The sequence below is a fragment of the Rhizobium sp. ZK1 genome, from assembly GCF_047782645.1.
GTDB lineage: Bacteria > Pseudomonadota > Alphaproteobacteria > Rhizobiales > Rhizobiaceae > Rhizobium.
The window spans coordinates 4,095,246-4,118,870 of sequence record NZ_CP180586.1 but is presented as its reverse complement, the minus strand read 5'-3'; the positions used below and the strand labels follow the sequence as shown (position 1 = coordinate 4,118,870).

General features: G+C 59.0%; 17 protein-coding genes. 10 read left to right on the top strand and 7 right to left on the bottom strand.

Features of this window, described 5'->3' with window-relative positions:
- Window positions 1–4: 4 nt before the first annotated feature.
- The gene (gene lptE, locus ACK9YZ_RS20730; protein WP_216756384.1) at window positions 5–526 is read right to left on the bottom strand and encodes an LPS assembly lipoprotein LptE; all 522 of its coding nucleotides are present in this window, start codon (window positions 524–526) and stop codon (window positions 5–7) included.
- Window positions 516–3,146 carry a leucine--tRNA ligase gene (leuS, locus tag ACK9YZ_RS20725; protein WP_416065022.1) on the bottom strand — a complete coding sequence of 877 codons (2,631 nt, stop codon included), beginning with the start codon at window positions 3,144–3,146 and terminating at the stop codon, window positions 516–518. The genes lptE and leuS overlap by 11 nt, the downstream gene beginning before the upstream one ends.
- Before the next feature lie 196 nt (window positions 3,147–3,342).
- Here leuS and ACK9YZ_RS20720 point away from each other — a divergent pair, with 196 nt between their 5' ends.
- Both ACK9YZ_RS20720 and ACK9YZ_RS20715 read left to right on the top strand, forming a co-directional pair.
- Window positions 3,343–4,002, top strand: coding sequence for a YggS family pyridoxal phosphate-dependent enzyme (locus tag ACK9YZ_RS20720; RefSeq protein ID WP_416065021.1), 660 nt, complete (start codon window positions 3,343–3,345; stop codon window positions 4,000–4,002).
- A 415-nt stretch (window positions 4,003–4,417) separates the two neighbouring features.
- Window positions 4,418–5,353 carry a flagellin gene (locus tag ACK9YZ_RS20715; RefSeq protein WP_416065020.1) on the top strand — a complete coding sequence of 312 codons (936 nt, stop codon included), beginning with the start codon at window positions 4,418–4,420 and terminating at the stop codon, window positions 5,351–5,353.
- A 67-nt stretch (window positions 5,354–5,420) separates the two neighbouring features.
- Here ACK9YZ_RS20715 and ACK9YZ_RS20710 read toward each other — a convergent pair whose 3' ends face one another.
- On the bottom strand, window positions 5,421–6,122 hold the full coding sequence (locus ACK9YZ_RS20710) for a cell cycle transcriptional regulator TrcR (RefSeq protein ID WP_029869155.1): 702 nt from the start codon (window positions 6,120–6,122) through the stop codon (window positions 5,421–5,423).
- A 233-nt stretch (window positions 6,123–6,355) separates the two neighbouring features.
- Between ACK9YZ_RS20710 and acs the strand changes: the two genes are divergently transcribed.
- Window positions 6,356–8,311 carry an acetate--CoA ligase gene (gene acs, locus ACK9YZ_RS20705; RefSeq protein ID WP_416065019.1) on the top strand — a complete coding sequence of 652 codons (1,956 nt, stop codon included), beginning with the start codon at window positions 6,356–6,358 and terminating at the stop codon, window positions 8,309–8,311.
- 32 nt (window positions 8,312–8,343) lie between these two features.
- Here the strand turns inward: acs and ACK9YZ_RS20700 are convergent, their stop codons facing one another.
- Together ACK9YZ_RS20700 and ACK9YZ_RS20695 are read right to left on the bottom strand one after the other, a co-directional pair.
- Window positions 8,344–8,631 (bottom strand): thermonuclease family protein, encoded by a 288-nt coding sequence (locus tag ACK9YZ_RS20700; protein ID WP_416065018.1) that lies wholly within the window; start codon window positions 8,629–8,631, stop codon window positions 8,344–8,346.
- A 197-nt stretch (window positions 8,632–8,828) separates the two neighbouring features.
- Entirely contained in the window at window positions 8,829–9,053 is a 225-nt protein-coding gene (locus ACK9YZ_RS20695) for a DUF1674 domain-containing protein (RefSeq protein ID WP_416065017.1), read from the bottom strand.
- Between the two features lie 111 nt (window positions 9,054–9,164).
- Between ACK9YZ_RS20695 and htpX the strand changes: the two genes are divergently transcribed.
- From htpX to purH, 4 genes are all read left to right on the top strand, one after another.
- Window positions 9,165–10,127 carry a zinc metalloprotease HtpX gene (gene htpX / locus ACK9YZ_RS20690; protein ID WP_416065016.1) on the top strand — a complete coding sequence of 321 codons (963 nt, stop codon included), beginning with the start codon at window positions 9,165–9,167 and terminating at the stop codon, window positions 10,125–10,127.
- A complete protein-coding gene (locus tag ACK9YZ_RS20685) occupies window positions 10,118–11,509 on the top strand; it encodes an RsmB/NOP family class I SAM-dependent RNA methyltransferase (RefSeq protein WP_416065015.1) in 1,392 nt (463 codons plus the stop codon). The genes htpX and ACK9YZ_RS20685 overlap by 10 nt, the downstream gene beginning before the upstream one ends.
- 102 nt (window positions 11,510–11,611) lie before the next feature.
- Complete coding sequence (locus tag ACK9YZ_RS20680; RefSeq protein ID WP_416065014.1) at window positions 11,612–13,279, top strand: heparinase II/III family protein; 1,668 nt, start codon at window positions 11,612–11,614, stop codon at window positions 13,277–13,279.
- A 92-nt stretch (window positions 13,280–13,371) separates the two neighbouring features.
- On the top strand, window positions 13,372–14,988 hold the full coding sequence (gene purH, locus ACK9YZ_RS20675; RefSeq protein WP_416065013.1) for a bifunctional phosphoribosylaminoimidazolecarboxamide formyltransferase/IMP cyclohydrolase: 1,617 nt from the start codon (window positions 13,372–13,374) through the stop codon (window positions 14,986–14,988).
- Between the two features lie 46 nt (window positions 14,989–15,034).
- Here purH and ACK9YZ_RS20670 read toward each other — a convergent pair whose 3' ends face one another.
- Entirely contained in the window at window positions 15,035–16,453 is a 1,419-nt protein-coding gene (locus ACK9YZ_RS20670; protein ID WP_416065012.1) for an MFS transporter, read from the bottom strand.
- Complete coding sequence (locus ACK9YZ_RS20665) at window positions 16,450–21,228, bottom strand: NAD-glutamate dehydrogenase (RefSeq protein WP_416065011.1); 4,779 nt, start codon at window positions 21,226–21,228, stop codon at window positions 16,450–16,452. The genes ACK9YZ_RS20670 and ACK9YZ_RS20665 overlap by 4 nt, the downstream gene beginning before the upstream one ends.
- 277 nt (window positions 21,229–21,505) lie before the next feature.
- Between ACK9YZ_RS20665 and pdxY the strand changes: the two genes are divergently transcribed.
- The 3 genes from pdxY to ACK9YZ_RS20650 all read left to right on the top strand — a co-directional run bounded on the left by pdxY (window position 21,506) and on the right by ACK9YZ_RS20650 (window position 23,621).
- Window positions 21,506–22,381, top strand: a complete 876-nt coding sequence (pdxY, locus tag ACK9YZ_RS20660) for a pyridoxal kinase PdxY (RefSeq protein ID WP_416065010.1) — start codon at window positions 21,506–21,508, stop codon at window positions 22,379–22,381.
- Window positions 22,382–22,437: 56 nt separating this feature from the next.
- Window positions 22,438–23,085 (top strand): carbonic anhydrase, encoded by a 648-nt coding sequence (locus ACK9YZ_RS20655; protein ID WP_216756370.1) that lies wholly within the window; start codon window positions 22,438–22,440, stop codon window positions 23,083–23,085.
- Window positions 23,086–23,486: 401 nt separating this feature from the next.
- Window positions 23,487–23,621, top strand: a complete 135-nt coding sequence (locus ACK9YZ_RS20650) for a hypothetical protein (RefSeq protein WP_301925019.1) — start codon at window positions 23,487–23,489, stop codon at window positions 23,619–23,621.
- Window positions 23,622–23,625: the final 4 nt, after the last annotated feature.

Sequence of the window (23,625 nt, the reverse complement as noted above, 5' to 3'; positions counted from 1 at the left end):
TCCCTTAGCGGCTGAGTGCGGCGGCGAGATCCGCTCCCACGAATTCGGCCGCCTGGTTGGCCGCGCGATTTTCCGCATCGAGAATTGCTCGCTGCTTGGCAAATTCCTGGCTCGGGAAGTCAACGAGAGACGTTGCCGAGCGGCTACCTGCCTTGATGATCTGATTGTCTTTCGTCGTCCGCAACGTATAGCTGACCGTCACGTTCGCGCGTCCTGCACGAGACGTATCGGAGGATTGAACAAGCAAAGTATCGGCAACGTATGACGAAACCTGCATATCAACCATGTAATCCGGCTTCTCAACTTCACCGGCACCGCGGGAAGCCAGGAAAATCAGACGATTGCGAACTACCTGTCCGACACGCGTACTTGCTTCGGAAAAGCCGACGGAACCGAGCTTTTCGGTAACGCCGGTATTTTCGGAATAAAGTGGCCGGACCTGGCAGGCGGAAAGGAACGCCGCGGAGGCAAGGATCGTTACGATGCCGGCGCGGCGCGCAAGCTTGCGGGCGAAATCAGACGACAATGTTTACAATCCTTTGTGGAACTACGATGATTTTCTTCGGTGCCTGACCGTTCAAGACATTCTTCACCGCGTCCAATTCCAGCACGGCTTCGGTGACAGCATTCTGATCTGCGTCGCGCGAAATTGTCAATTCGGCGCGCTTCTTGCCGTTGATCTGCACCGGAAGGATCACGTCGTTTTCGATGACGAGCGATTCGTCATAATCCGGCCAGGCCGCATGGGCGATGAGGTTCTTGTTGCCGAGGGTCATCCAGCATTCCTCGGCCAAGTGTGGCGTCATAGGTGCAACGAGCTGGACCAGGATCTCGGCCGCGTTTCGGATAGCAGCCCGATAAGCTAGATCGCCCTCGCCGCTCGCCACTTTCGTCAGCGGGCCTGCCAGCGCGTTGACGAGTTCGTAGATGCGGGCGACTGCCTTGTTGAACCAGAGCCTGTCGTAATCGTTTTGGACGGCCTTCAGCGTCTTGTGCGCAAGCTGCGAGATTGCCAGTGCTTCGCCTTCCTTTGCCGGCTTGGGTTCGACGGCGGACAGTGCCTCTGCCGCTTCAGAAATCAGGCGCCAGAGGCGCTGCGTGAAGCGATGAGCGCCTTCGACCCCGGCTTCGGACCAGATGACGTCACGATCGGGCGGAGAGTCGGACAGAACGAAGAAACGCGCAGTATCGGCGCCGTAGGACGCGATGATATCGTCGGGGTCTACAACGTTCTTCTTCGACTTCGACATCTTCTCGATGGAGCCGATGGCGATTTCCTCGCCTCCATCAAGCAGATAGGCGCTGCGCTTGCCATCGATCTCCTCGATGCGGATATCGGCGGGCGAAATCCATTCGCGGTGCATGCCGGTGCCGCGGCTATAGGTTTCATGGACCACCATGCCCTGAGTGAAGAGGCCCTTGAAGGGCTCCTTGACGTCTACATGGCCGGTCTCGCGCATCGCACGCGTGAAGAAGCGCGAATAAAGCAGGTGCAGGATCGCGTGTTCGATACCGCCGATATACTGGTCGACCGGCAGCCACCGATTGGCTGCGGTCGGGTCCGTCGGCTGCTTCTCCCAAGGTGCCGTGAAGCGGGTGAAGTACCAGCTCGAATCGACAAAGGTGTCCATCGTATCCGTCTCGCGACGCGCGTCCTTGCCACATTGCGGGCAGGAGACATGACGCCAGGTCGGGTGGCGATCCAGCGGATTGCCGGGCTGATCGAACGTCACATCCTGCGGCAGCTCTACTGGTAGATCCTTCTTCGGAACCGGGATGATGCCGCAGTCATCGCAATGGATGACCGGGATCGGGCAGCCCCAGTAGCGCTGGCGGGAGATACCCCAGTCGCGCAGGCGGAAATTGACCTTGCGTTCGCCCTGCGGCGTATTGCCGAGCAGGGTGGAAGACAGCTTGTCGGCAACGACCTGGAAGGCTTCGTCCGTCGACTTGCCATCGAGGAAGCGCGAGTTGATCATTACGCCTTCGCCGTCATAGGCGACATCGCCAACGGTGAAGCTTGCGGCATCGCCGTCCTTCGGCATGACGACCGGCACGACCGGCAGACCATATTTATGAGCGAAATCCAGGTCACGCTGGTCGCCGGAGGGGCAGCCGAAGATGGCGCCCGTGCCATAATCCATCAGAACGAAGTTGGCGACGTAGACCGGCAGCTCCCAGGAAGGATCGAGCGGATGTTTCACGCGGATGCCCGTATCCATGCCTTTTTTCTCGGCCGTCTCGAGTGCGGCAAGAGAAGTACCAGCGCGGCGGCATTCCTCGCAGAAGGCTTCGATATCGGCATTCTTGCCCGCCATCTCCTTGGCGAGGGGATGATCGGCGGCGATCGCCAGGAAGGAAGCGCCGAACAGCGTATCCGGGCGCGTTGTATAGACCGTTACTTCAGTTTCGCCCGCGGGTGCGGTTTCCGGAACGATTTCCCAGCGGATCGTGAGACCTTCGGAGCGGCCGATCCAGTTCTTCTGCATCAGGCGCACTTTTTCCGGCCACTGGTCGAGCGTATCGAGCGCGTCCAGCAGGTCCTGGCTGAAATCGGTGATCTTGAAGAACCATTGCGTCAATTCGCGCTGTTCCACCAGCGCGCCGGAGCGCCAGCCACGGCCGTCGATGACCTGTTCATTGGCGAGAACGGTGTTGTCGACCGGATCCCAATTTACCTTGGACTGCTTGCGGTAAACGAGACCCTTTTCCAGGAAGTCCAGGAAAAGGTGTTGCTGCTGCTGGTAGTATTCGACGTCGCAGGTCGCAAATTCGCGCGACCAATCCAGCGACAAGCCCATCGCCTTAAGCTGTGCCTTCATCGAGCCGATATTCTGATAGGTCCAGGAGGCTGGGTGTACGCCGCGCTCCATTGCCGCATTTTCTGCTGGCATACCGAAAGCGTCCCAGCCCATCGGATGAAGGACGTTGTAGCCCCGGGCGCGTTTGTAACGTGCCACCACGTCACCCATGGCATAGTTGCGGACATGGCCCATGTGGATACGGCCCGACGGATAGGGGAACATTTCCAGGACGTAATATTTCTCGCGCGGATCGGAGTTGTCGGTCTCGAAGACCTTTTCCTCGTTCCATTTTTGCTGCCAGCGGGGCTCAGCATCGCGCGGATTGTAACGTTCGGTAGCCATGGTATCAGAATTTCCGGAAAATCAGGGGAGGTTGGTCGAGACCTTCACCATGAAACCAACCAAGCGTCAAGTTTTGCGGCCGCTTCAGACGTTCGATCTCGGCTTTGGCGTGATTTCGTGGCGAGAAGTCTTGGCAAGGCCACTGCAGGTGATTAGTGCATTGCCAGTGAATTATGTGTGATGTCGAGGCCGAGCGATGGAACTTCAAGAGCGGTTGAACGAAGTACGATCCAAGATCGCCACGGCGGAGCGGGATGCGGGTCGTTCTGCGCGCTCTGTTGAACTCGTGGCTGTCTCGAAGACTTTCGAGGCCGATACCATCCGCCTGGCAATTAAAGCGGGCCAGCGCGTCTTCGGAGAAAACCGCGTCCAGGAAAGCCAGGGAAAATGGCCGGAGCTGAAAAAGGAAATGCCCGGCATCGAGTTGCACCTCATCGGTCCGCTGCAATCCAACAAGGCTGCCGAAGCGGTTGCGCTCTTCGACGTCATCGAGTCCATTGACCGCGAGAAGATTGCCCGCGCCATAGCCGAGGAAATGAAGCGGCAGGGCAAGGAGCTGCGCCTTTATGTGCAGGTCAATACTGGTCTGGAGCCACAGAAGGCCGGCATAGCACCAGATGACGCAGCGGCTTTCATAAACTCTTGTCGCGATGAGCTCGGCCTTACCATCGAAGGGCTGATGTGTATTCCGCCGGCAGAAGACAATCCCGGCCCGCACTTTGCCCTGCTCGCAAAGCTCGCCGAAAAATGCAGCCTGAAAAAGCTCTCAATGGGCATGTCCGGCGACTATGAGACTGCCATAGCGTTCGGCGCCACCAGCGTGCGCGTCGGCTCGGCGATTTTCGGCGCACGTTAACGAATAGCGCAAGAGCGCTCTTCGAATCAGAGGATTACTCATGATTTGAGTGGGTATCCAGCGGCCGTTGTTCGGAAAGCGATAATATTCATTAATACGAAAAAAAGTTTAAGCGGGCGATTTCTCTGGTTGAGCTTACATTGAGCAGCACCCGTGACAACTTTCTAAGCTTCTTAAATCATTGGGGAATTCCTGCCGATTTCCGAAACTTTCCCAAAGCCGATCGATTGCTGCCTCAAGCCCTAATGAGAGCTTAAATTAAATCTTCAGCAAGGCTAATTGAGGAATTATTAACTATGTTAGGCGCAACCATTCGTTAACGGCAATGACCCGGCTCTCTCGGGTTTTGCATGAAGCGTCGCCGTTACCGGACTTGTCCGGATGACCCCTTTCACTTTGATTGCGGAAACGGAACATGACAAGCATCCTCACCAACAACGCTGCCATGGCAGCGCTGCAGACCCTGCGCGGCGTAAACGACAGCCTCAAGGATACCCAGGGCCGCGTCTCCTCCGGCTATCGCATCGACAAAGCTGCTGACAACGCTGCCTACTGGTCGATTGCAACGACCATGCGTTCGGACAACAAGGCCCTTTCGGCCGTTTCCGACGCCCTCGGTCTCGGCGCTGCCAAGGTCGACACCGCCTATACTGCAATGGACAACGCCATTGACGTTGTTATGGAAATCAAGGCGAAGATCGTCGCCGCCACAGAAAAGGGCGTCGACAAGACCAAGATCCAGGAAGAGCTCGACCAGCTGCAGGACCAGCTGGTGAGTATTGCCCAGTCGGCTTCCTTCTCCGGTGAAAACTGGGTTGCCGGCGCTTCGGGCACGAAGAGCGTCGTCTCGTCCTTCGTCCGTGACGGTTCCAATGCCGTTTCGGTCAAGATGACGGACTATGTTCTTGATGCCGGTACGCTCGGCAATGTGTTGTTCGGCATGAACAGCAACGGCACGATCCAGACGACGAGCGGCATCATTGGCACGGCATTCAACGGCACCTACGGCAACACGGTTATCGTCATGCCGTCGATCTACGCGCTCGACATCACCAATTTCACGCAAGGCCAGCTTGACGGAGCGCTTTCCGGCGTCGAACTCGTGCTCCAGGCCCTGACGAATGCAGGCTCGCAGCTCGGCTCGATTTCGACCCGAATTCAGCTGCAGGAAACCTTCGTCAGCGCCCTGGGTGACTCGATCGACTCAGGCGTCGGCCGCCTCGTCGACGCTGACATGGAAGAAGAGTCTTCCAAGCTCTCTGCCCTGCAGACGCAGCAGCAGCTTGCGATCCAGTCGCTATCGATCGCCAATTCCTCGGCACAGAACATTCTCTCGCTCTTCCGCAGCTAATAGCGCGCAGGAGAACGGCAACAAAAAACCCCGCCATTGGCGGGGTTCATTTCAGGACATGACGATCTCAGAACTGATCGTCTTCATCCTCGTCCTTAGGCGTCGAACGCAGCGAGCTCAGCTTGCGGAAGACGGCATCGGCGTCGATTTCCTTTTCTTCCTCGCGCTCGTAGCTCGGTGTCAGACGCTCTGTTTCCTGAGCGGACTGCAGCGTTGCGCCGAGTTCGGCAGCGGTCGGCAGCGGGCGACCCTTGGACGCCTTTTCCACTTCCATGTCGAGATCGATCTGGCTGCAGAGGCCGAGCGTGACCGGATCCATCGGAGCCAGGTTTGCCGAATTCCAGTGAGTGCGTTCACGGATCTGCTCGATCGTCGATTTGGTGGTGCCGACGAGACGCGAAATCTGCGCATCCTTCAATTCCGGATGGTTGCGAACCAGCCAGAGAATGGCGTTCGGGCGGTCCTGGCGCTTGGAAACCGGCGTATAGCGCGGGCCGCGGCGCTTGGATTCCGGCACGCGGACCTTCGGTTCGGAGAGCTTCAGCCTGTAGTTCGGGTTGCCTTCGGCGCGAGCGATCTCATCGCGGGAAAGCTGTCCGGTGGCGATCGGGTCGAGGCCCTTGATGCCCTGTGCGGCTTCGCCATCGGCAATTGCCTTGACTTCGAGTGGATGCAGTTTGCAGAACTGAGCGATCTGGTCGAAAGACAGGGCTGTATTGTCGACGAGCCAGATGGCAGTCGCCTTCGGCATGAGCAGCTGTTGAGCCATGGATATAGTCCTTCTATCGTCCGCGCCGGTCGCGGTCCGTGGATTGTCACCACAATGTCCGGGAAATATGGCGCTATATAACCGCACTGTCGCAGAATTGCAATTCTTCAGAAATGAAATGACCTTTGTCTAATTGCCGTCATCAGACTACCTGATATGAATTGCGCAATTCGAGTCCCGGTCGCTGCGTTGGAACCATCGGCCGTTGCATAGCCTTGTGAGGAGGAGTTCCCATGTCGGAGAAGATCTATCCGGTTTCCAAACCGGTGAAGACCCGTGCGCTGATCGATCAGGCCAAGTACGAGCAATGGTACGAAGAAAGCATTGAAAACCCCGACAAGTTCTGGGGTAAACACGGCAAGCGCATCGACTGGTTCAAGCCCTATACCAAGGTCAAGAACACGTCCTTTACCGGCAAAGTCTCGATCAAGTGGTTCGAAGACGGCCAGACCAATGTTTCCTATAACTGTATCGACCGTCACTTGAAGACGAACGGCAACCAGACCGCCATCATCTTCGAAGGCGACAACCCCTATATCGACAAGAAGATCACCTATAACGAACTCTACGAGCATGTCTGCCGCATGGCGAATGTGCTGAAGAAGCATGGTGTCAAGAAGGGCGATCGGGTCACCATCTATATGCCGATGATTCCGGAGGCGGCCTATGCGATGCTCGCCTGTGCCCGCATCGGCGCGGTTCACTCCGTCGTTTTCGGCGGCTTTTCCCCCGAAGCGCTGGCCGGCCGTATCGTCGACTGTGAATCCACCTTCGTCATCACCTGCGACGAAGGTATCCGCGGCGGTAAGCCGGTGCCGCTGAAGGACAATACGGATACGGCTATCCACATCGCCGCCCGTCAGTATGTGGCGGTCAATAAGGTGCTCGTCGTGCGCCGTACCGGCGGCAAGACAGGCTGGGCGCCGGGGCGCGACCTCTGGTATCATCAGGAAGTCGCCGAGGTGAAGCCTGAGTGCCCGCCGGTGAAGATGAAGGCGGAAGATCCACTTTTTATCCTCTACACTTCGGGTTCCACAGGCAAGCCGAAGGGTGTCCTGCACACGACAGGTGGTTACCTCGTCTATGCGGCGATGACTCATGAATATGTCTTCGATTACCACCCCGGCGACGTCTACTGGTGCACGGCCGACGTCGGCTGGGTCACTGGCCATTCCTATATCGTCTACGGGCCGCTCGCGAACTGCGCCACCACGCTAATGTTCGAGGGTGTGCCAAACTTCCCGGATCAGGGCCGCTTCTGGGAAATCATCGACAAGCACAAGGTCAATATTTTCTACACGGCACCGACGGCCATCCGCTCGCTCATGGGCGCCGGCGACGATTTCGTGACGCGCTCTTCGCGCGAGAGCCTCCGCTTGCTCGGCACGGTCGGAGAGCCTATCAATCCGGAAGCCTGGGAATGGTATTACAATGTCGTTGGTGATCAGCGTTGCCCCGTGATCGATACATGGTGGCAGACGGAAACGGGCGGCCACATGATCACGCCGCTGCCGGGCGCAACCGACCTCAAGCCAGGCTCGGCCACCAAACCCTTCTTCGGCGTGAAGCCGCAGCTGGTCGACAATGAGGGCAAGGTGCTGGAAGGTGCTGCCGACGGCAATCTCTGCATCACCGATAGCTGGCCGGGCCAGATGCGCACGGTCTACGGCGACCATGAGCGCTTCATCCAGACCTATTTCTCCTCCTACAAGGGCAAATATTTCACTGGCGATGGCTGCCGCCGCGACGAGGACGGCTACTACTGGATTACTGGCCGCGTCGACGACGTTCTGAACGTTTCCGGCCACCGGCTCGGTACGGCGGAAGTTGAATCCGCCCTCGTCTCGCACAATCTCGTCTCGGAGGCGGCCGTCGTCGGCTATCCACACGCAATCAAGGGTCAGGGTATCTATTGCTACGTTACACTGATGGCGGGCAATGAGGGCACGGATGAACTGCGCCAGCAGCTTGTCAAACATGTCCGCGCCGAAATCGGCCCGATCGCGGCCCCGGACAAGATCCAGTTCTCACCGGGGCTACCGAAGACCCGCTCCGGCAAGATCATGCGCCGCATCCTTCGCAAGATTGCCGAGGACGATTTCGGCTCGCTTGGCGATACTTCTACGCTGGCAGATCCGGCTGTCGTCGACGATCTGATCGCCAACCGGCAGAACAAGGCTACGGCTTGAGTTGAAGGGCCGCTCCACCATGAGGAGCGGCCTCATTCTTCCGTGCAGGAAATCCGTGGTTTTCGGCCGCCAACATAGGAGTGGACCAGCCCGTAGGTGAGCAGATCCCGTGCAGGATTGCGCCCGTCCGGTAAGGTGACATTGGCGAGAATTCGTCCGAAATATTTGTCACCACTGATATCGGTCAATTTGATGCCCGTAACGCCTGAGGTCATCTGCTCCAGCGCGTGTTGCGCCTCGATACCGGCTCTCCTGACTTCAGGACATTTCGAATGCATTTCGGGTGCGTCGATGCCGCGAATTCGGACATAGACTTCCATCGTCTGCTGCAGCCACGGTGTCGCGGCGACCAGCAGCGTATCTCGATCAATGACCCTGATGATCTCGGCCGAAACCGGTCCGTCGATCTCATTCCGTGCCGCAGAGCCGGCATGGCGAGAAGGAACAAAATAGGGGTCAACTTTAGCATTAGAGGAATAAATTCCTTTCGTGCTGGGAAGTCAATAGGAATATTTACTTAGAAATCGATCGCGCGGCCGTTGATTTCATAGTCGCCGAAGCGGGAGGGTTCCGCCCCGCCCCGTCCGCCGATCTCTGGTGGCAGTTCGGCGGGCATGACGTTCTTACGACGTTCCTCGGCTTCGGCAAGCGCACGCCTGGCAGCAGGAGAAAGCATCTTGCGTGGCGGCTCGGAGCCTTCGGGCACCGGGGTTTCCACATTGTCGTTATCGGCCGTCTGCATGCTGCACTCCCGCCTAAAAATATTGAAAATGGCTGGCGAATAACCAAATCATAGTGCGTCGGCGCCGGGATTTAAAGCATCGCGTCGCAGTCAAGGAGATGGAGACCTCTGATGAACCTCGTGCGTACTGCCATGTTGCTTGCCTTCATGACGGCGCTTTTCATGTTTGTCGGCTTTTTGATCGGCGGCCGGGGCGGCATGATGATCGCCTTTCTCATCGCTGCCGGCATGAATTTCTTCTCCTACTGGAATGCCGACCGGATGGTGCTGTCGGCCTATCGGGCACAGGAGGTCGATGAGCGCAACGCGCCGGAATTTTTCCGAATCGTGCGCGATCTAGCCCGTAATGCCGCTCTGCCGATGCCGAAGGTCTATCTCTATGACAGCCCTCAGCCGAATGCCTTTGCGACCGGCCGCAATCCGCAAAATGCTGCTGTTGCCGCATCGACCGGCCTGCTGGCAGCTCTCTCGCCGGAAGAGGTTGCGGGCGTGATGGCGCATGAACTTGCTCACGTTCAGAACCGAGATACACTGACCATGACGATCACGGCCACGCTTGCCGGTGCGATCTCCATGCTCGGCAATTTTGCCTTCTTCTTCGGCGGCAACCGCGAAAACAACAATAATCCTCTTGGCTTCATCGGCGTGCTCGTCGCGATGATCGTTGCCCCACTTGCTGCGATGCTGGTGCAGATGGCGATCAGCCGTACGCGCGAATATTCGGCCGACAGGCGTGGTGCTGAAATCTGCGGCAACCCGCTGTGGCTCGCCTCTGCGCTTGGGAAAATCGCTCGCGGTGCAGCACATGTGCCGAACTATGATGCGGAGCGCAACCCGGCCACTGCGCACATGTTCATCATCAATCCGCTCTCCGGCGAGCGCATGGACAACCTGTTTTCGACCCATCCGGACACCGAAAACCGCATCGCTGCCCTGCAGGAAATGGCGCGCGGAGGCTTCGACGTCTCGACGCAGCCGGTTCGCGCTGCTAATCCGACACGCAAATCGCGATCGGTCCCGAATGCCGGTTCTGGCCGCGGTGACTCGCAACCGCCAAAAGGTCCGTGGTCTTGAATTCAGACGGCAAGAAGAAGCCAGTTCATAAATATAAGCCTTCCGCAGAACGCTCAGCGCCAGCGCCGGTAAAACCCGGCCTGCCTGCGCGCGCGGCGGCTGCGAAGATCCTTGCGGCCGTCATCGACAAGAAACTGCCACTCGATGGCGCGCTGGATCACGAGCATGGAAATCCAGCCTATAAGGTGCTTGGGGAAAGTGATCGTGCGCTGGTACGCGCCATCCTCAACACCACGCTCAGGCATCTGCCCCGCATCGATGCCGCCATCGCCTCGCTGCTCGAAACGTCGTTGCCGGAAGGCGCTCGAGCTTTGCATCACGTGCTTGCCGTTGGTGCCGCGCAGATTCTCTACCTTGACGTTCCCGATCATTCCGCCGTCGACCTTGCAGTCGAGCAGGCCAATCAGGATCCGCGCAACCGCCGTTTCGCCAAGCTCGTCAACGCCATCCTGCGCCGTCTTGGCCGCGAGAAGGAGCACATTCTCGCAGACATCGCCGACATTCCGCCAATGCCGATGTGGTTTATCGAGCGGCTTGAAAAAGCCTATGGGAAAGAGCTGGCAATTGCCATTTCCGAATCCCAGCTTGAGCCGGCCGCCATCGATCTCACCGTGAAATCCGATGCTGCAGGCTGGGCGGAACGCCTGAACGGTACGGTACTTCCAACCGGCGGCGTGCGGCTTTCCGCTTTCGAAGGGGGTATTCCTTCGCTTGAAGGATTTGAAGAGGGTGAATGGTGGGTTCAGGATGCGGCTGCAAGCATCCCCGCGAAGCTCTTCGGCGATCTCACCGGCAAGCGCGTCGCCGATCTCTGTGCCGCGCCGGGCGGCAAGACCGCGCAGCTCATTCTTGCCGGCGGCAAGGTGACGGCGATAGACCAATCCGAAAACCGGCTGAAGCGCTTGCGCTCAAACCTTGAGCGGCTTGACCTTGAAGCCGAAACGGTCGCGGCGGATCTTACAAAATTCGAGCCGCCCGAGCGCTTTGATGCGATCCTTCTCGACGCCCCGTGCTCGTCGACGGGCACGACCCGCCGGCATCCCGACGTGCTCTGGACGAAGGGTGCCGAGGATATCGCCAAGCTGGCAGCACTTCAGGAACGTCTTCTGCGCCATGCCGTTACGCTTCTCAATCCCGGCGGGTTGCTTGTCTTCTCCAATTGTTCGCTCGATCCGCAGGAAGGCGAAGAGGTCGTGAAGCGCGTTCTCGAAGATGTGAAGGGTGTTGAACGTGTGCCGATCGATGCAGAAAAATGGCCCGATATGAGCCAGGCGATCACACCGCTGGGCGAATTCCGCACGCTTCCCACAATGCTGGATATGCCTGACGGTTTTGCATCCGGTCTCGATGGCTTCTATGCAGCGGTGCTCAGACGCAACTGACGATTATTATATTCTAACTTCATCACAAAATAATACATCGTGGCTGATGAAATCGGTTCCGATTCATCTATTCTTAACCACGAGGGTCAATAGACAGTTGATATGCAGTCCGGTCGGCGTCTTGCGAGCATGTATGTTCGGGAAGCTTGGCGGCGCGGTACGCGCCGTGCCGCACTTCTGCGTTTGCGCTTTTCCCGCCATACCATATCGGTGCCGGAACGCCTGATCGTAGCGCCGACGGATCTGAGAGGCATCGATTCACACGTCGCGGAAGAAATCATAGACGGCCGTTTTCCGCTTGCCGGACGTATGCTGGAAACAGGCGGAAAATCCCCTTTCACGTTGACCCTCCCGTCGCGTGCTTTCGCAGTCAGGCTCCACAGCTTCGGTTGGCTGCGGCATATGAGGGCCAATAAGAGCGAGCGCGGTTCGGCCGTCGCTCGTATGATCGTTGATAGTTGGCTCTCGATTCACGGAGGCAGGATCGAAGGCATCGCCTGGGAGACCGATGTCGTCTCGCAGCGCGTCATTGCCTGGTTGTCGCATTCTCCGGTCGTCCTGCAGAATGCCGATCGGGGTTTCTATCGCCGCTTCATGAAGTCGCTTTCCTTCCATATCGGCTATCTGCGCCGTATGGCGCCCTATTCGTCAGGCGAAGTCCGCTTCCGCCTCCGTATCGCGCTCGCCACAGCCTCTGTTGCCATGCCGGTGCGTGCCTCGACAGTGCGGCGGGCAGCCCAGGCGCTCGACCGCGAATTCGATAGTCAGATTCTGCCTGATGGAGGTCATATCTCCCGCAACCCGCGCGTCGGACTGGAGTTGCTGCTCGACCTGCTTCCGCTGAGACAAACTTACGTCAATCTCGGTCACGACCTGCCGCAGAAGCTGATTTCGGGTATTGACCGCATGTATCCTGCCCTGCGCTTCTTCCGTCATCAGGACGGCGATCTGGCGCTTTTCAACGGTGCGACATCCACGCTGGCGGATGAGCTGATGTCCGTGCTGCGCTATGACGAGACGGCGGGCCAGCCCTTCAAGGCGCTGCCGCATTCGCGCTATCAGCGACTTGCGGCCGGTAAGACGGTGATCATTGCCGATACCGGACCGCCCTCGCCCAGCTGCTTCAGAACAGCTCATGCAGGCAGTCTCTCCTTCGAAATGTCTTCTGGCCGTTACCGTTTTATCGTCAATTCAGGATCACCGAAATTCGCTGGCCAGCGCTATACCCAGATGGCGCGCACTACGGCTGCCCATTCCACTGTGGTCCTGAACGATACGTCATCCAGCCGGTTCTCTCCTTCGGCTTTTCTGGCCCATATGATGACGGAGCCGGTGGAAACGGTCATCGCCGAGCGCGTGGAGACCGAGGACGGCCGTGAAGGCATCAAGGCAAGCCATGATGGCTATCTCGATGCCTTCGGTGTCATCCATGAGCGGGAGCTGACGCTCAATGCCGCCGGCTCCATCGTGACCGGTATGGACCGTTTCGTCGCCGATGACCGATATCACAGCGAAGGTCCACTGCGGGCAGTTGCCCGCTTCCACATCCATCCATCCATCGTGCCGCGGCAGAACGACACGGAATCCGTGCTGCTGACGGCGCCGGATGGTGAAAGCTGGTTATTTTCCTCACCGGGCAACGAGGTGCTGATCTCTGAAGATATTTTCTTTGCCGACAGCGCCGGCATCAGCAGCTCGGACCAGATCGAGATCGACTTCGATTTGGCAGAGAAACCTGAAATTCGCTGGTTTTTATCACGCAAGAGCTAGCGGCTGTTTGCGCCGGCTCCAAGCTGTGCTAACGCGGCCCCATCAAGCGTCCCTTGCCCGGATGTCTCCCGAAGCCCGAACGGAGAAGGTTCATGGCCGTCATTTCCAAGAAAATCCCCGCCCCTGACAAGGTCGAGATCAAGACCGCGCTGCTCTCTGTCTTCGACAAGACCGGCATCATCGAACTTGCCCGCGCCCTTTCTGCGCGTGGCGTGCGCCTGCTGTCGACTGGCGGTACCTACAAGGCGATCGCGGCCGAAGGACTTGCCGTGACCGACGTTTCCGAAGTGACGCAGTTTCCGGAAATCATGGACGGCCGCGTGAAGACCCTGCATCCAAAGGTGCATGGCGGCCTGCTGGCAATCCGCGACGATGTCGAGCATCAGAAAGCCATGAAGGCTCATGGTATCGACGGTATCGATCTTCTGGTCGTCAATCTCTATCCCTTCGAGGATGTTCGCGCGGCCGGCGGCGATTATCCGACGACGGTCGAGAATATCGATATCGGCGGTCCAGCAATGATTCGCGCTTCGGCCAAGAACCATGCCTATGTCACCGTCATCACCGACCCGACCGATTATGCAGAGTTGATCGAGCAGCTTTCGGCCGATGCCGGCAAGACGGTTTACACGTTCCGCCAACGCATGGCCGCTAAGGCCTATGCTCGCACCGCCGCTTACGACGCTGCCATCTCCAACTGGTTTGCCGAGGCGTTGTCGATCGATACGCCGCGCCACCGCACCATTGGCGGTGTCCTGAAGGAAGAGATGCGCTATGGCGAAAACCCGCATCAGAAGGCCGCTTTCTACGTGACAGGCGAAAAGCGCCCGGGTGTTTCGACAGCCGTCCTGCTGCAGGGAAAGCAGCTCTCCTACAACAATATCAACGATACCGACGCGGCCTATGAGTTGGTCGCCGAGTTCCTGCCGGAGAAGTCGCCAGCCTGCGCTATCATCAAGCATGCCAATCCCTGTGGCGTTGCGACCGGTTCGACGCTTCTCGAAGCCTACAAGCGTGCGCTTGCCTGTGATTCCGTTTCGGCTTTCGGCGGCATCATCGCACTGAACCGGACACTCGATGCGGAAACGGCCGAAGAGATCATCAAGCTCTTCACCGAGGTCATCATCGCGCCTGACGTCACAGACGAAGCGAAGGCAATCGTCGCCCGCAAGCCGAACCTGCGCCTGCTCTCAGCCGGCGGCCTGCCGGATGCGCGTGCGGCCGGCATCACCGCGAAGACCGTTTCCGGTGGCCTGCTCGTCCAGAGCCGCGACAATGGCATGGTCGAGGATCTTGAACTGAAGGTCGTGACCAAGCGTGCACCGACGGCCCAGGAGCTCGAAGACATGAAGTTTGCGTTCAAGGTCGGCAAGCATGTGAAGTCCAATGCCGTTGTCTACGCCAAGGATGGCCAGACGGCGGGTATTGGCGCCGGTCAGATGAGCCGCGTCGATTCCGCCCGCATCGCGGCGCTGAAGGCCGAAGAAGCGGCCAAGGCTCTCGGGCTTGCCGTCCCGATGACGCATGGTTCGGCGGTCGCCTCCGAGGCGTTCCTGCCCTTCGCGGACGGCCTGCTGTCTATGATTGCCGCCGGCGCCACCGCTGTGATCCAGCCGGGCGGTTCGATGCGCGACCAGGAAGTGATCGACGCAGCAAACGAACACAATGTCGCGATGGTCTTTACCGGCCTGCGCCATTTCCGCCACTGAGCGGGACAGCCGATTTGTCCCCCGGTCTTGCGGCCCGGGGGACCCGTTACGCGCGATCCGCCGGATAGGGCGTCCGGATCAGCAGCACCAGGCCCCCGGCCAGAAACAGGATCAGCGTCGCCATGCCCAGATGTGCCGATCCGGTCAAATAGGTGACGATCGAAAACAACAGCGTCGCCATGAAGCTCGTGGCGCGGCCGGAGAGCGCATAGATGCCAAAATAGCGGCCGGCTTCTTCGAGACTGACGCTGCGCGCCAGATAGGAGCGTGACGAGGCCTGCACCGGGCCGAAGGCAAGACCGATCAACAGGCCATAGAGAATATAGGCTTTTTCTGCCATCGTGCCGAAAAGCCCACCGCCGTCGGCAGTCGAAAGCGGCATCAGTCCGAAGAACGTGTAGCCCGGCCCGGTGGAAATAATGCCGATCGTGGCCAGCAACAGCATGGTGAGGCTGATGATGACAGTCACCTTCGAGCCGATGCCCCTGTCGATACGTCCGGCAATCAGGCAGCCGAGGATCGCGACGACGTTTAGGATGATGCCGTAGATGCCGATCTCGATCGTTGCCCAGCCAAACATGCCGGCAGCGAAGGCGCCGCCGAGGATCAGCAGGCCGTTGACGCCATCCTGATAGATCATCCGGGCGATGAGAAAGGACAGGATACTGCGGCGCGTCTTCAACTCGCTGAGCGTGCTGCGCAATTCCTTAAGACCGAAACGCACGGCAAAGGCAAAAGGCAGGCCTTTGCGGGCATCCGGCGTGAAGAAGAACATTGGCAGGATGAAGATCAGATACCAGACGGCCGAAATCGGACCAGTGACACGCGCATCCTCACCCGTATGAGGATCGAGACCGAAAAGCGGGTCGAGGCCCAGAATGGTCTTGCCACTTTCCGGGCTGCCGGCCAGCAGTGCCACGACGCCGATCAGCACGATCATGCCGCCGAGATAGCCGAGGCCCCAGGCAGTGTTGGAAAGCTTGCCCACTTCATCCTTGCCGACGAGGCGCGGCATCATGGAATCGTTGAAGACGATAGAAAACTCTGCCGAAATCGAGGCGAGGATCATGAAGATGACGGGATAGATGATCGGCGAGCCGGGTGCCGCGAACCATAGGCAGCAGAGGCTGACGATCTTGATGACGGCGAAGAAGGCGATCCAGGGTTTGCGCGCGCCTGACTGATCGGCAATGGAGCCCAGTATGGGAGACAGGATGGCGATGATAATAGAGGAAATCGTTGCCATATTGCTCCACATCGTCTGCGCGGAGACGGGATCAGCCGTCAGTCGCGAGACGAAGTAGGGGCCGAAAATGAAGGTGGTGACCACGGTGAAGAAAGGCTGGGCTGCCCAATCGAAGAGCATCCAGCCCCATATGCCCTTCTCCGTGGCTTTCGGCGGCTGCGTTCCTGTCCAGTCAATGCGATTCAAGCGTCCGCTCCTTTTTGGGGCGGACTGTCTCATCTCGCCCGGTCGCGCGCAAGGTCGGTCAGGATGCCCGCGGCAACAGTGATGCGGGCGAGGTTCGGATCTGCGCCATCACTGAGGCTCGCAAGTTCCTCGACGATACGGTTGATGCGGATCCTGTCCTGCGCATGCCAGGCCTGGACCGGCTGCTTTTCCTTGCCGTGATCGGAAAGTGCGGAGATCACAATATCGCGACGGGCGCTGGCGATCTGGTCGATGCTGCGGGCAAGGGCGAGGTTTTCGTAATGGTCGGAGGTGATGATGCGGTTACCCGCGGCAAGCAGCCGCCCGACACGGAAGGTTCGGGTGACGGCAAAGTAGTTTTCGGCTGCACGCGGCAGCGCCTCGTCGGTCCGTTCAGCGATCTGCATTATTTCCGGCACGAGGGCGAGGGTCGGCAGGGCTGCAATTTCGGCGGCCAGTTTTTCCGGCAGGCCGGACTGCTGGTACTCCTGCTGGCGCGCTGAGACTTCGGTTGCCGCCTGCTCGGCAAAGGCAGGTTTGAGTTTTTTCAGGGCAGCCTGCAGCCGGCTAATGATTTCAGCCATACCGCCTCGAGTCATGCCGGTCTTCAGCAGCAGACGTGTCAGCACGGTGAAGCTATTGGTGATTTCCTCGTAAATCCGGTTCTGGACCTCGCCGGAAACCTTGTTGTCCAGGGCATCTGTTTCGGCCCATAGCCGGTTGAGATCAAAGCCATCACGGGCGACGATCGCAGCGCGCACCACCTCAGAGGCAGAGGCCGCTGTGGCATCCATCATGCTCACGGCAAAGCTCGGCCCGCCGCGGTTGATCGCCTCATTTGCGAGGACAGTCGCGACGATTTCCCGCTTCAGCCGGTGAGTGTCGATGTCGGATGCGTTCGACTTCTGCATCTTGGCCGGGAAGTAGTTGAAGAGCGTGCTGACGAAATAAGGGTCATCAGGTAATTCACTGGCGATCAGCGCGTCGAAGAGCACGATCTTGGCATAGGAGAGCAGCACGCCGATCTCGGGGCGCGTCAGCGGCCGTCCGGCCGTGTAGCGTTCGGACAGCGAGGCGTCGTCGGGAAGCGTCTCGACCTTGCGGTTCAGCTGGCCGGCTGCTTCCAGCACGCTCATGAAACGGCCGAGTTCCAGGCCGTTTGCCGTTCCCTTGCGAGATGTCAGCGAGATTGCGAGGGACTGCAGGTAGTTGTTGCGCAGCACGAGGCCGGCCACTTCATCGGTCATACTGCCGAGAAGCTGGTCGCGTTTCGCCCGACTGAGGCGCTGTTCATGCATGGCGTTTGCCAGCGCGATCTTGATATTGACCTCGACGTCCGACGTGTTGACGCCTGCAGAGTTGTCGATAGCATCCGAATTGCTGCGTCCACCCTTCAGGCCATAGGCAATGCGGCCCTTCTGCGTAACGCCAAGATTGGCGCCCTCGCCGATTACCTTGGCGCGTACTTCGTCGGCCGTAATGCGGATCGGGTCGTTGGCGCGATCGCCCACTTCCGCATCAGTTTCCGACGCTGCCTTCACGTAAGTGCCGATGCCGCCAAACCAGAGCAGGTCGACCGGGCTCTTCAGGATCGCCGTCATGATCTCGAAGGGCGTGGCGACCGCCTTGTCGATGCCGATTGCCGCCACAGCCTCCGGCGTCAGCGTAACCGACTTTGCCGAGCGCGAGATGATCATGGCGCCTTTCGAGAGCATGGACTTGTCGAAGTCCTGCCAGCTCGAGCGCGGAAGATTGAAGAGGCGCTGGCGCTCGCGAAGCGTCTTTTCCATATCGGGATCGGGGTCGATGACGATATCGCGGTGATCGAAAGCGGCGACTAGCCTGATCTTCGGCGAGAGCAGCATGCCGTTGCCGAAGACGTCACCGGACATGTCGCCGACGCCAGCTACCGTAAAGGGCGTCGTCTGGATATCGATGTCCATCTCGCGGAAGTGGCGCTTCACCGTTTCCCAGGCACCACGCGCGGTGATGCCCATCTTTTTGTGGTCGTAGCCTGCCGAGCCACCTGAGGCGAAGGCATCGTCCAGCCAGAAACCGGCCTCCTGAGCAAGCGCATTGGCGGTGTCTGAGAAGGTTGCCGTGCCCTTGTCGGCCGCGACGACGAAGTAGGGGTCGTCGCCATCGAGCCGCACCGTATTATCAGGCGGGATGATATCGGCACCGGAGATGTTGTCGGTGATGGAAAGCAGCGTGCGGATATAGGTCTTGTAAGCTTCACGACCCGCATTGAAGATTTCCTCGCGGCTGCCGCCGACCGGCAGTTTCTTGGGATAGAAACCGCCCTTGGCGCCGACAGGCACGATCACGGCATTTTTGACCTGCTGCGCCTTCACGAGACCCAGCACTTCGGTACGGTAATCTTCGGCGCGGTCCGACCAGCGCAGGCCGCCGCGGGCAACGCGGCCAAAGCGCAGATGCACGCCTTCTACCTCGACGCCATAAACGAAGATTTCACGGAAAGGCTTCGGTTCCGGCAGGCCATCGACCAGATGCGGGTCGAGCTTGAAGGCGAGCATCGCCTTCGGTGTTCCATCGGCATTGCGCTGGAAATAATTGGTGCGCAGCGTCGCATCGACGATATTGATATAGCGGCGTAGGATACGGTCGTCATCCAGGCTCGGCACGTTGGCAAGCTCGGCTTCGATTGCCCGATGCAGTTCGGCGAGCTTCTTGATACGAGCCTTTTCCGACAGCTTCGTATCGAGCGTGTCGTGGAACAGCCGGAAGATCGAGGCGGTGATGGCAGGATATTTGTCGAGGGTGGTTGCGATATAGTCCTGCGAATAGGCGATGCCAGCCTGGCGCAGATAGCGCGCATAGGCGCGCAGTACGTTCACCTCGCGGGCCGAGAGGCCGGCCGACAGGATCAGCCGGTTGAAGCTGTCATTGTCAATCGTGTCGCTGAAGGCTGCGACGAAAGCCTCTTCGAGCGGTGCGCCAAAACGTGCGAGGTCGATGTCCGCACCGCTGCGGGCCTCGAGTTCCATGTCGTGCAGCACGACGATGTTGATGGCGCCGTCGGCGGCCGGAACTTCGATATCAAAGGTCCGTTCGCTCAGGACGTTGAAGCCGAGGTTTTCGAGTAGAGGCACGCGGCGCGACAGCGGCAGTTGCTCGCCACTATGGAAGATCTTCAGCGACAGGATGCGGCCGCGTTCATCGTCCTGGCGATAGTAGAATTCGATGCGGATCGGCTCGCCGGCGGCGCATGCGGCGATGTCGGGCAGATCGCCGACCGCTTCATCCGGCGTGAAGGCTTCCTGGAAGGCGTTGCTGACGCCGAGCTTCGGCGCCTTGGGGCCGGCGAGCATCTCGAAGCGGCTGTCCCAGCGCGCGGTGATCTGGCGGATCGTCTCCTCGAGCTTGGCTTGAGGGATGCGTGGCGTCTTACCGCCGGAACGACCGATGATGAAGTGCACGCGCGCCACGCCACCTTCCGGGAAGGCGGGGTAATAAGCGGAAACGCGGCCGTCATAGACGGTCTTCAAATAGGTACCGATGCGTTCGCGCACGATCGAATCATATTCTTCGCGCGGTACGAAGACGATGACAGAAACGAAGCGGTCGAAATGGTCGACGCGCGGTAGGGCGCGAACGCGCGGGCGATCGACTAGATCGTTGATCTGCTCGGCGAAGCTCGCAAGCAGCGTGGTATCGATCTGGAAAAGATCGTCGCGCGGGTAGGATTCAAGCGTGTTGTCGAGCATACGGCCCGAATGGCTCATCGGGTCGAAGCCGAAATGCTCCTTCACTTTTTCGATCTTGGAGCGCAACAGCGGGATTTCGGTAGCGGACGAGGTATAGGCGGTCGAGGTGAAGAGGCCGACGATACGCAGCTCTCCTGTCACGTTGCCCTGTGCGTCGAAACGTTTGACGCCGACATAGTCCATGTAAGCGCGGCGATGGACCGTGGACTTCACATTGGCTTTGGTGACGATCAGGAAGTCCGGGCCATCGAGGAAGGCGAGGATCTCGGGTGTCGTCGTCACCGCGTCCTTGCCAGTGCGCAGAACCAGAACTTCGGGGTTGGAGAGAATGCCGAGGCCCGTTCCCTTGTCGCGTTCAACCTTCGCATCCGTTCCCTTTCCGGAATAGACGTAATCGCGCATGCCGAGGAAGGTGAAATTCTCGTCGTGCAGCCAGGTCAGAAAGGCGACTGCCTCATCACGATCGGCTTTCTTGCGGCTGGCATTGTAGTTCGAAAGCTCCGTGATCACCTCGTCGACGCGCGACAGCATCGGCTTCCAGTCGGAAACGGCAAGCTCCACCTGCTCGAGCACTGCCTTGATGCGCTTGATGAGATCGGCGGCCTGAGAGGCGGCGAGCGGCGAGATATGAAGCTGGATATGGCTGACCCGCTTTGCCGGATCGCTCGGCACATCAGCGGAGTAAAGTTTCGGAGCCTTGCCGTCTTCCATGATCAGGATCGGGTGAACCGCCATGTAGATGTCGCGATGGGTGCTGGTCACCTCGCCCATCACGGATTCGTAGAGGAAAGGCTTGTTGTGATCCGTCACCGAGAGAATGGAGACCGCGACGCCATCGGGGGTGACGTCGGCGATCGTATCGATGCTGACACGCGGCATCTTGCCGTTCCAGGCGGCCAGTTCGGCCGCCGAGTGCACGGCTGATAGCGCCAGCATTTCCGGCGTATAGAGTTCGAGATCGTCGCCGCTGGCCCTGCCGAAGAGGATTTCGGGATCGAGATGAGGTTCGCCAGTCGCAGCCGCGATTTTGCGCGCGCTTTCGATCTGCTTTTCCCGTTTCGGATTGTTTCTGGCAGCCATGGATCATCCCCCCGATTTGTTTTGATATGGGCAAGTTAGCAGAAGGCTCTTCGAAAGAATCTTTAAAAAACGGCTTCGAAAAGTAGTTTTCGTGCTTTTTTGACTAAGCTGGCGAGAGATTTCGAAAGTTTTTAGGTCGTTTTGTGTCGATAGGCGGCAAAGTGTCCTTATCCGGCTTTTCCTACCCGTCCCCACATTTCCACGCTCGCGTGAAGAATGGTTGACAGCGCCTTGTCAAAAAGATCATCAACGGCGGTCAAATTCGGATTCGGATGCCATGTCGGAAAACGCAGCAGGCGCAGTCATCGTCATTTCCAGCCATGTCGTGCGCGGGTCGGTCGGAAACCGCGCTGCGGTCTTCGCGCTGGAAACGCTCGGCCATCAGGTCTGGGCGCTGCCGACGATCGTGCTACCCTGGCACCCCGGTCACGGCCGCTCGACACGGCTCACTTTCGCCGAAGCCGATTTCGAGGCAGCGATCGACGATCTCATTCGCGCGCCGTGGATCGGCGAGGTCAAGGCCGTCCTATCCGGCTATTTCGGCAATGCGGCTCAGGCCCGCTCTGTTGCGAAACTCGTTGCATCCTTGCGTGAGAAGAACCCGGAGCTGCTCTATGTCTGCGATCCGGTCATCGGTGATCTCGGCGGCCTCTACGTACCGGAAGCAACGGCCGAAGCGATCCGTGACCACTTGATACCGCTTGCCTCGCTCGCAACGCCGAACCGCTACGAGCTTGCCTGGCTTTCGGGCGCTGCGCTTGATGATAATAGTGCGGTCATGGAAGCTGCACTTGCGCTCGGTCCGTCGCGCATGCTGGTCACGTCGGCGGTGCCGATGATGGCGGGTGGCACCGGTAACCTCTATCTCTCCGGGAAACATGCCCTGCTTGCCGAACATCGTGTCGTCGAGAATCCGCCGAACGGTCTCGGGGATTTGCTCGCGGCTCTCTTCCTGTCCCGCCTGCTCTCGGGAATGGAGGACGAAAAGGCGCTGCAACTGGCGACCGCCAGCGTATTCGAAGTGCTGGCGCGCGCCGTCAAGCGCGGCAGCAATGAGCTGATGCTGGCAAGCGATGCCTCCAGCCTTTTGACGCCTATGGCAATGGTGCAGATGCGTCACCTCGTCCATCCTGCCCAACGGCGGAAAAAATAGGCCACGCTTTGCAGCGCAGCATTGATCTTGGCTCACGCGCGCGTTAATCCAGGGGCATGATGAGCTTTCCCAACTCCCTTCTGGCTGGTTATCGCAACTTCATGAGCGGACGATATGCCGATGCCCGCGATCGGTATCGGCAGCTTGCGGAAAACGGGCAAAACCCGACGACGCTCGTCATTGCCTGTAGCGACTCGCGCGCGGCCCCCGAACTGATCTTCGATGCAGGGCCCGGTGAACTCTTCGTTATCCGCAACGTTGCCAACATGGTTCCGCCTTTTGAACCGGACGGCCATTTTCATTCTACGTCGGCAGCACTCGAATTCGCTGTGCAGGCCCTGAAGGTCAAGAATATCGTCGTCATGGGTCATGGCCGCTGCGGCGGCATTCGTGCAGCACTCGATCCTGATGCCGAGCCTTTGTCGCCGGGCGATTTCATCGGTCGCTGGATGTCGCTCGTCCGCCCGGCCGCCGAACAGATCGGCAGCAACGACGTCATGACGCCGGCCGAGCGGCAGACCGCGCTGGAGCGGGTCTCCATCCGCAACTCGATCAGTAATCTCAGGACTTTTCCCGAGATCAAGGCGCTCGAGGAAGAAGGCAAGCTGGAGCTTCATGGCGCCTGGTTCGATATTTCGACCGGCGAGCTCTGGGTGATGGATTCTGAGTCACTCGACTTCATCCGTCCCGAAATCGGGGGATAGACCGCTTTATCGGTTTTTAAGATAGTCCAGTAAGCTCGCTTGTGGAGTGCTACGCGCGCGGATTGGTCACGAATTTCGAAGTGGTGAAATTCAAGAATACAAGTAGGTGAGTGCCGGTCGCTATCCTGCTGCCGTTCGTATTGAACGAGTGGTGTTGATCCGCTCCTCGCTCATGCAGTACCACGCGCTCGAAAATAACAATCTCTTTGCCGATGTTCTTGCCCGTGCAGGATCGATGCGGCCAACGAGATCCTGGCAGAGTTCTTTGCGATCCGAACCTATCTCAACAATCCTGGCGAGATGACCAAGGCGCCCATGATGGAAAGGCGCAGTTTGTCGACAGCAAACGCGCGCGTTTCAACACCAGCCTTCCAGCCGTTGGCCACGATGCCGGCGACATCGTGCTGAAGCACGCGCTCTATGCGGCCAAGGCCTCGGGGCGCAATTGCGTCGTTGCCGGCACTATTGTTCCTTCCGCGGCACCGCAGGAAGAGCGGCGCAAGGCTGCCGGGGGAACCCACGATTTCCGCATATGAAAAC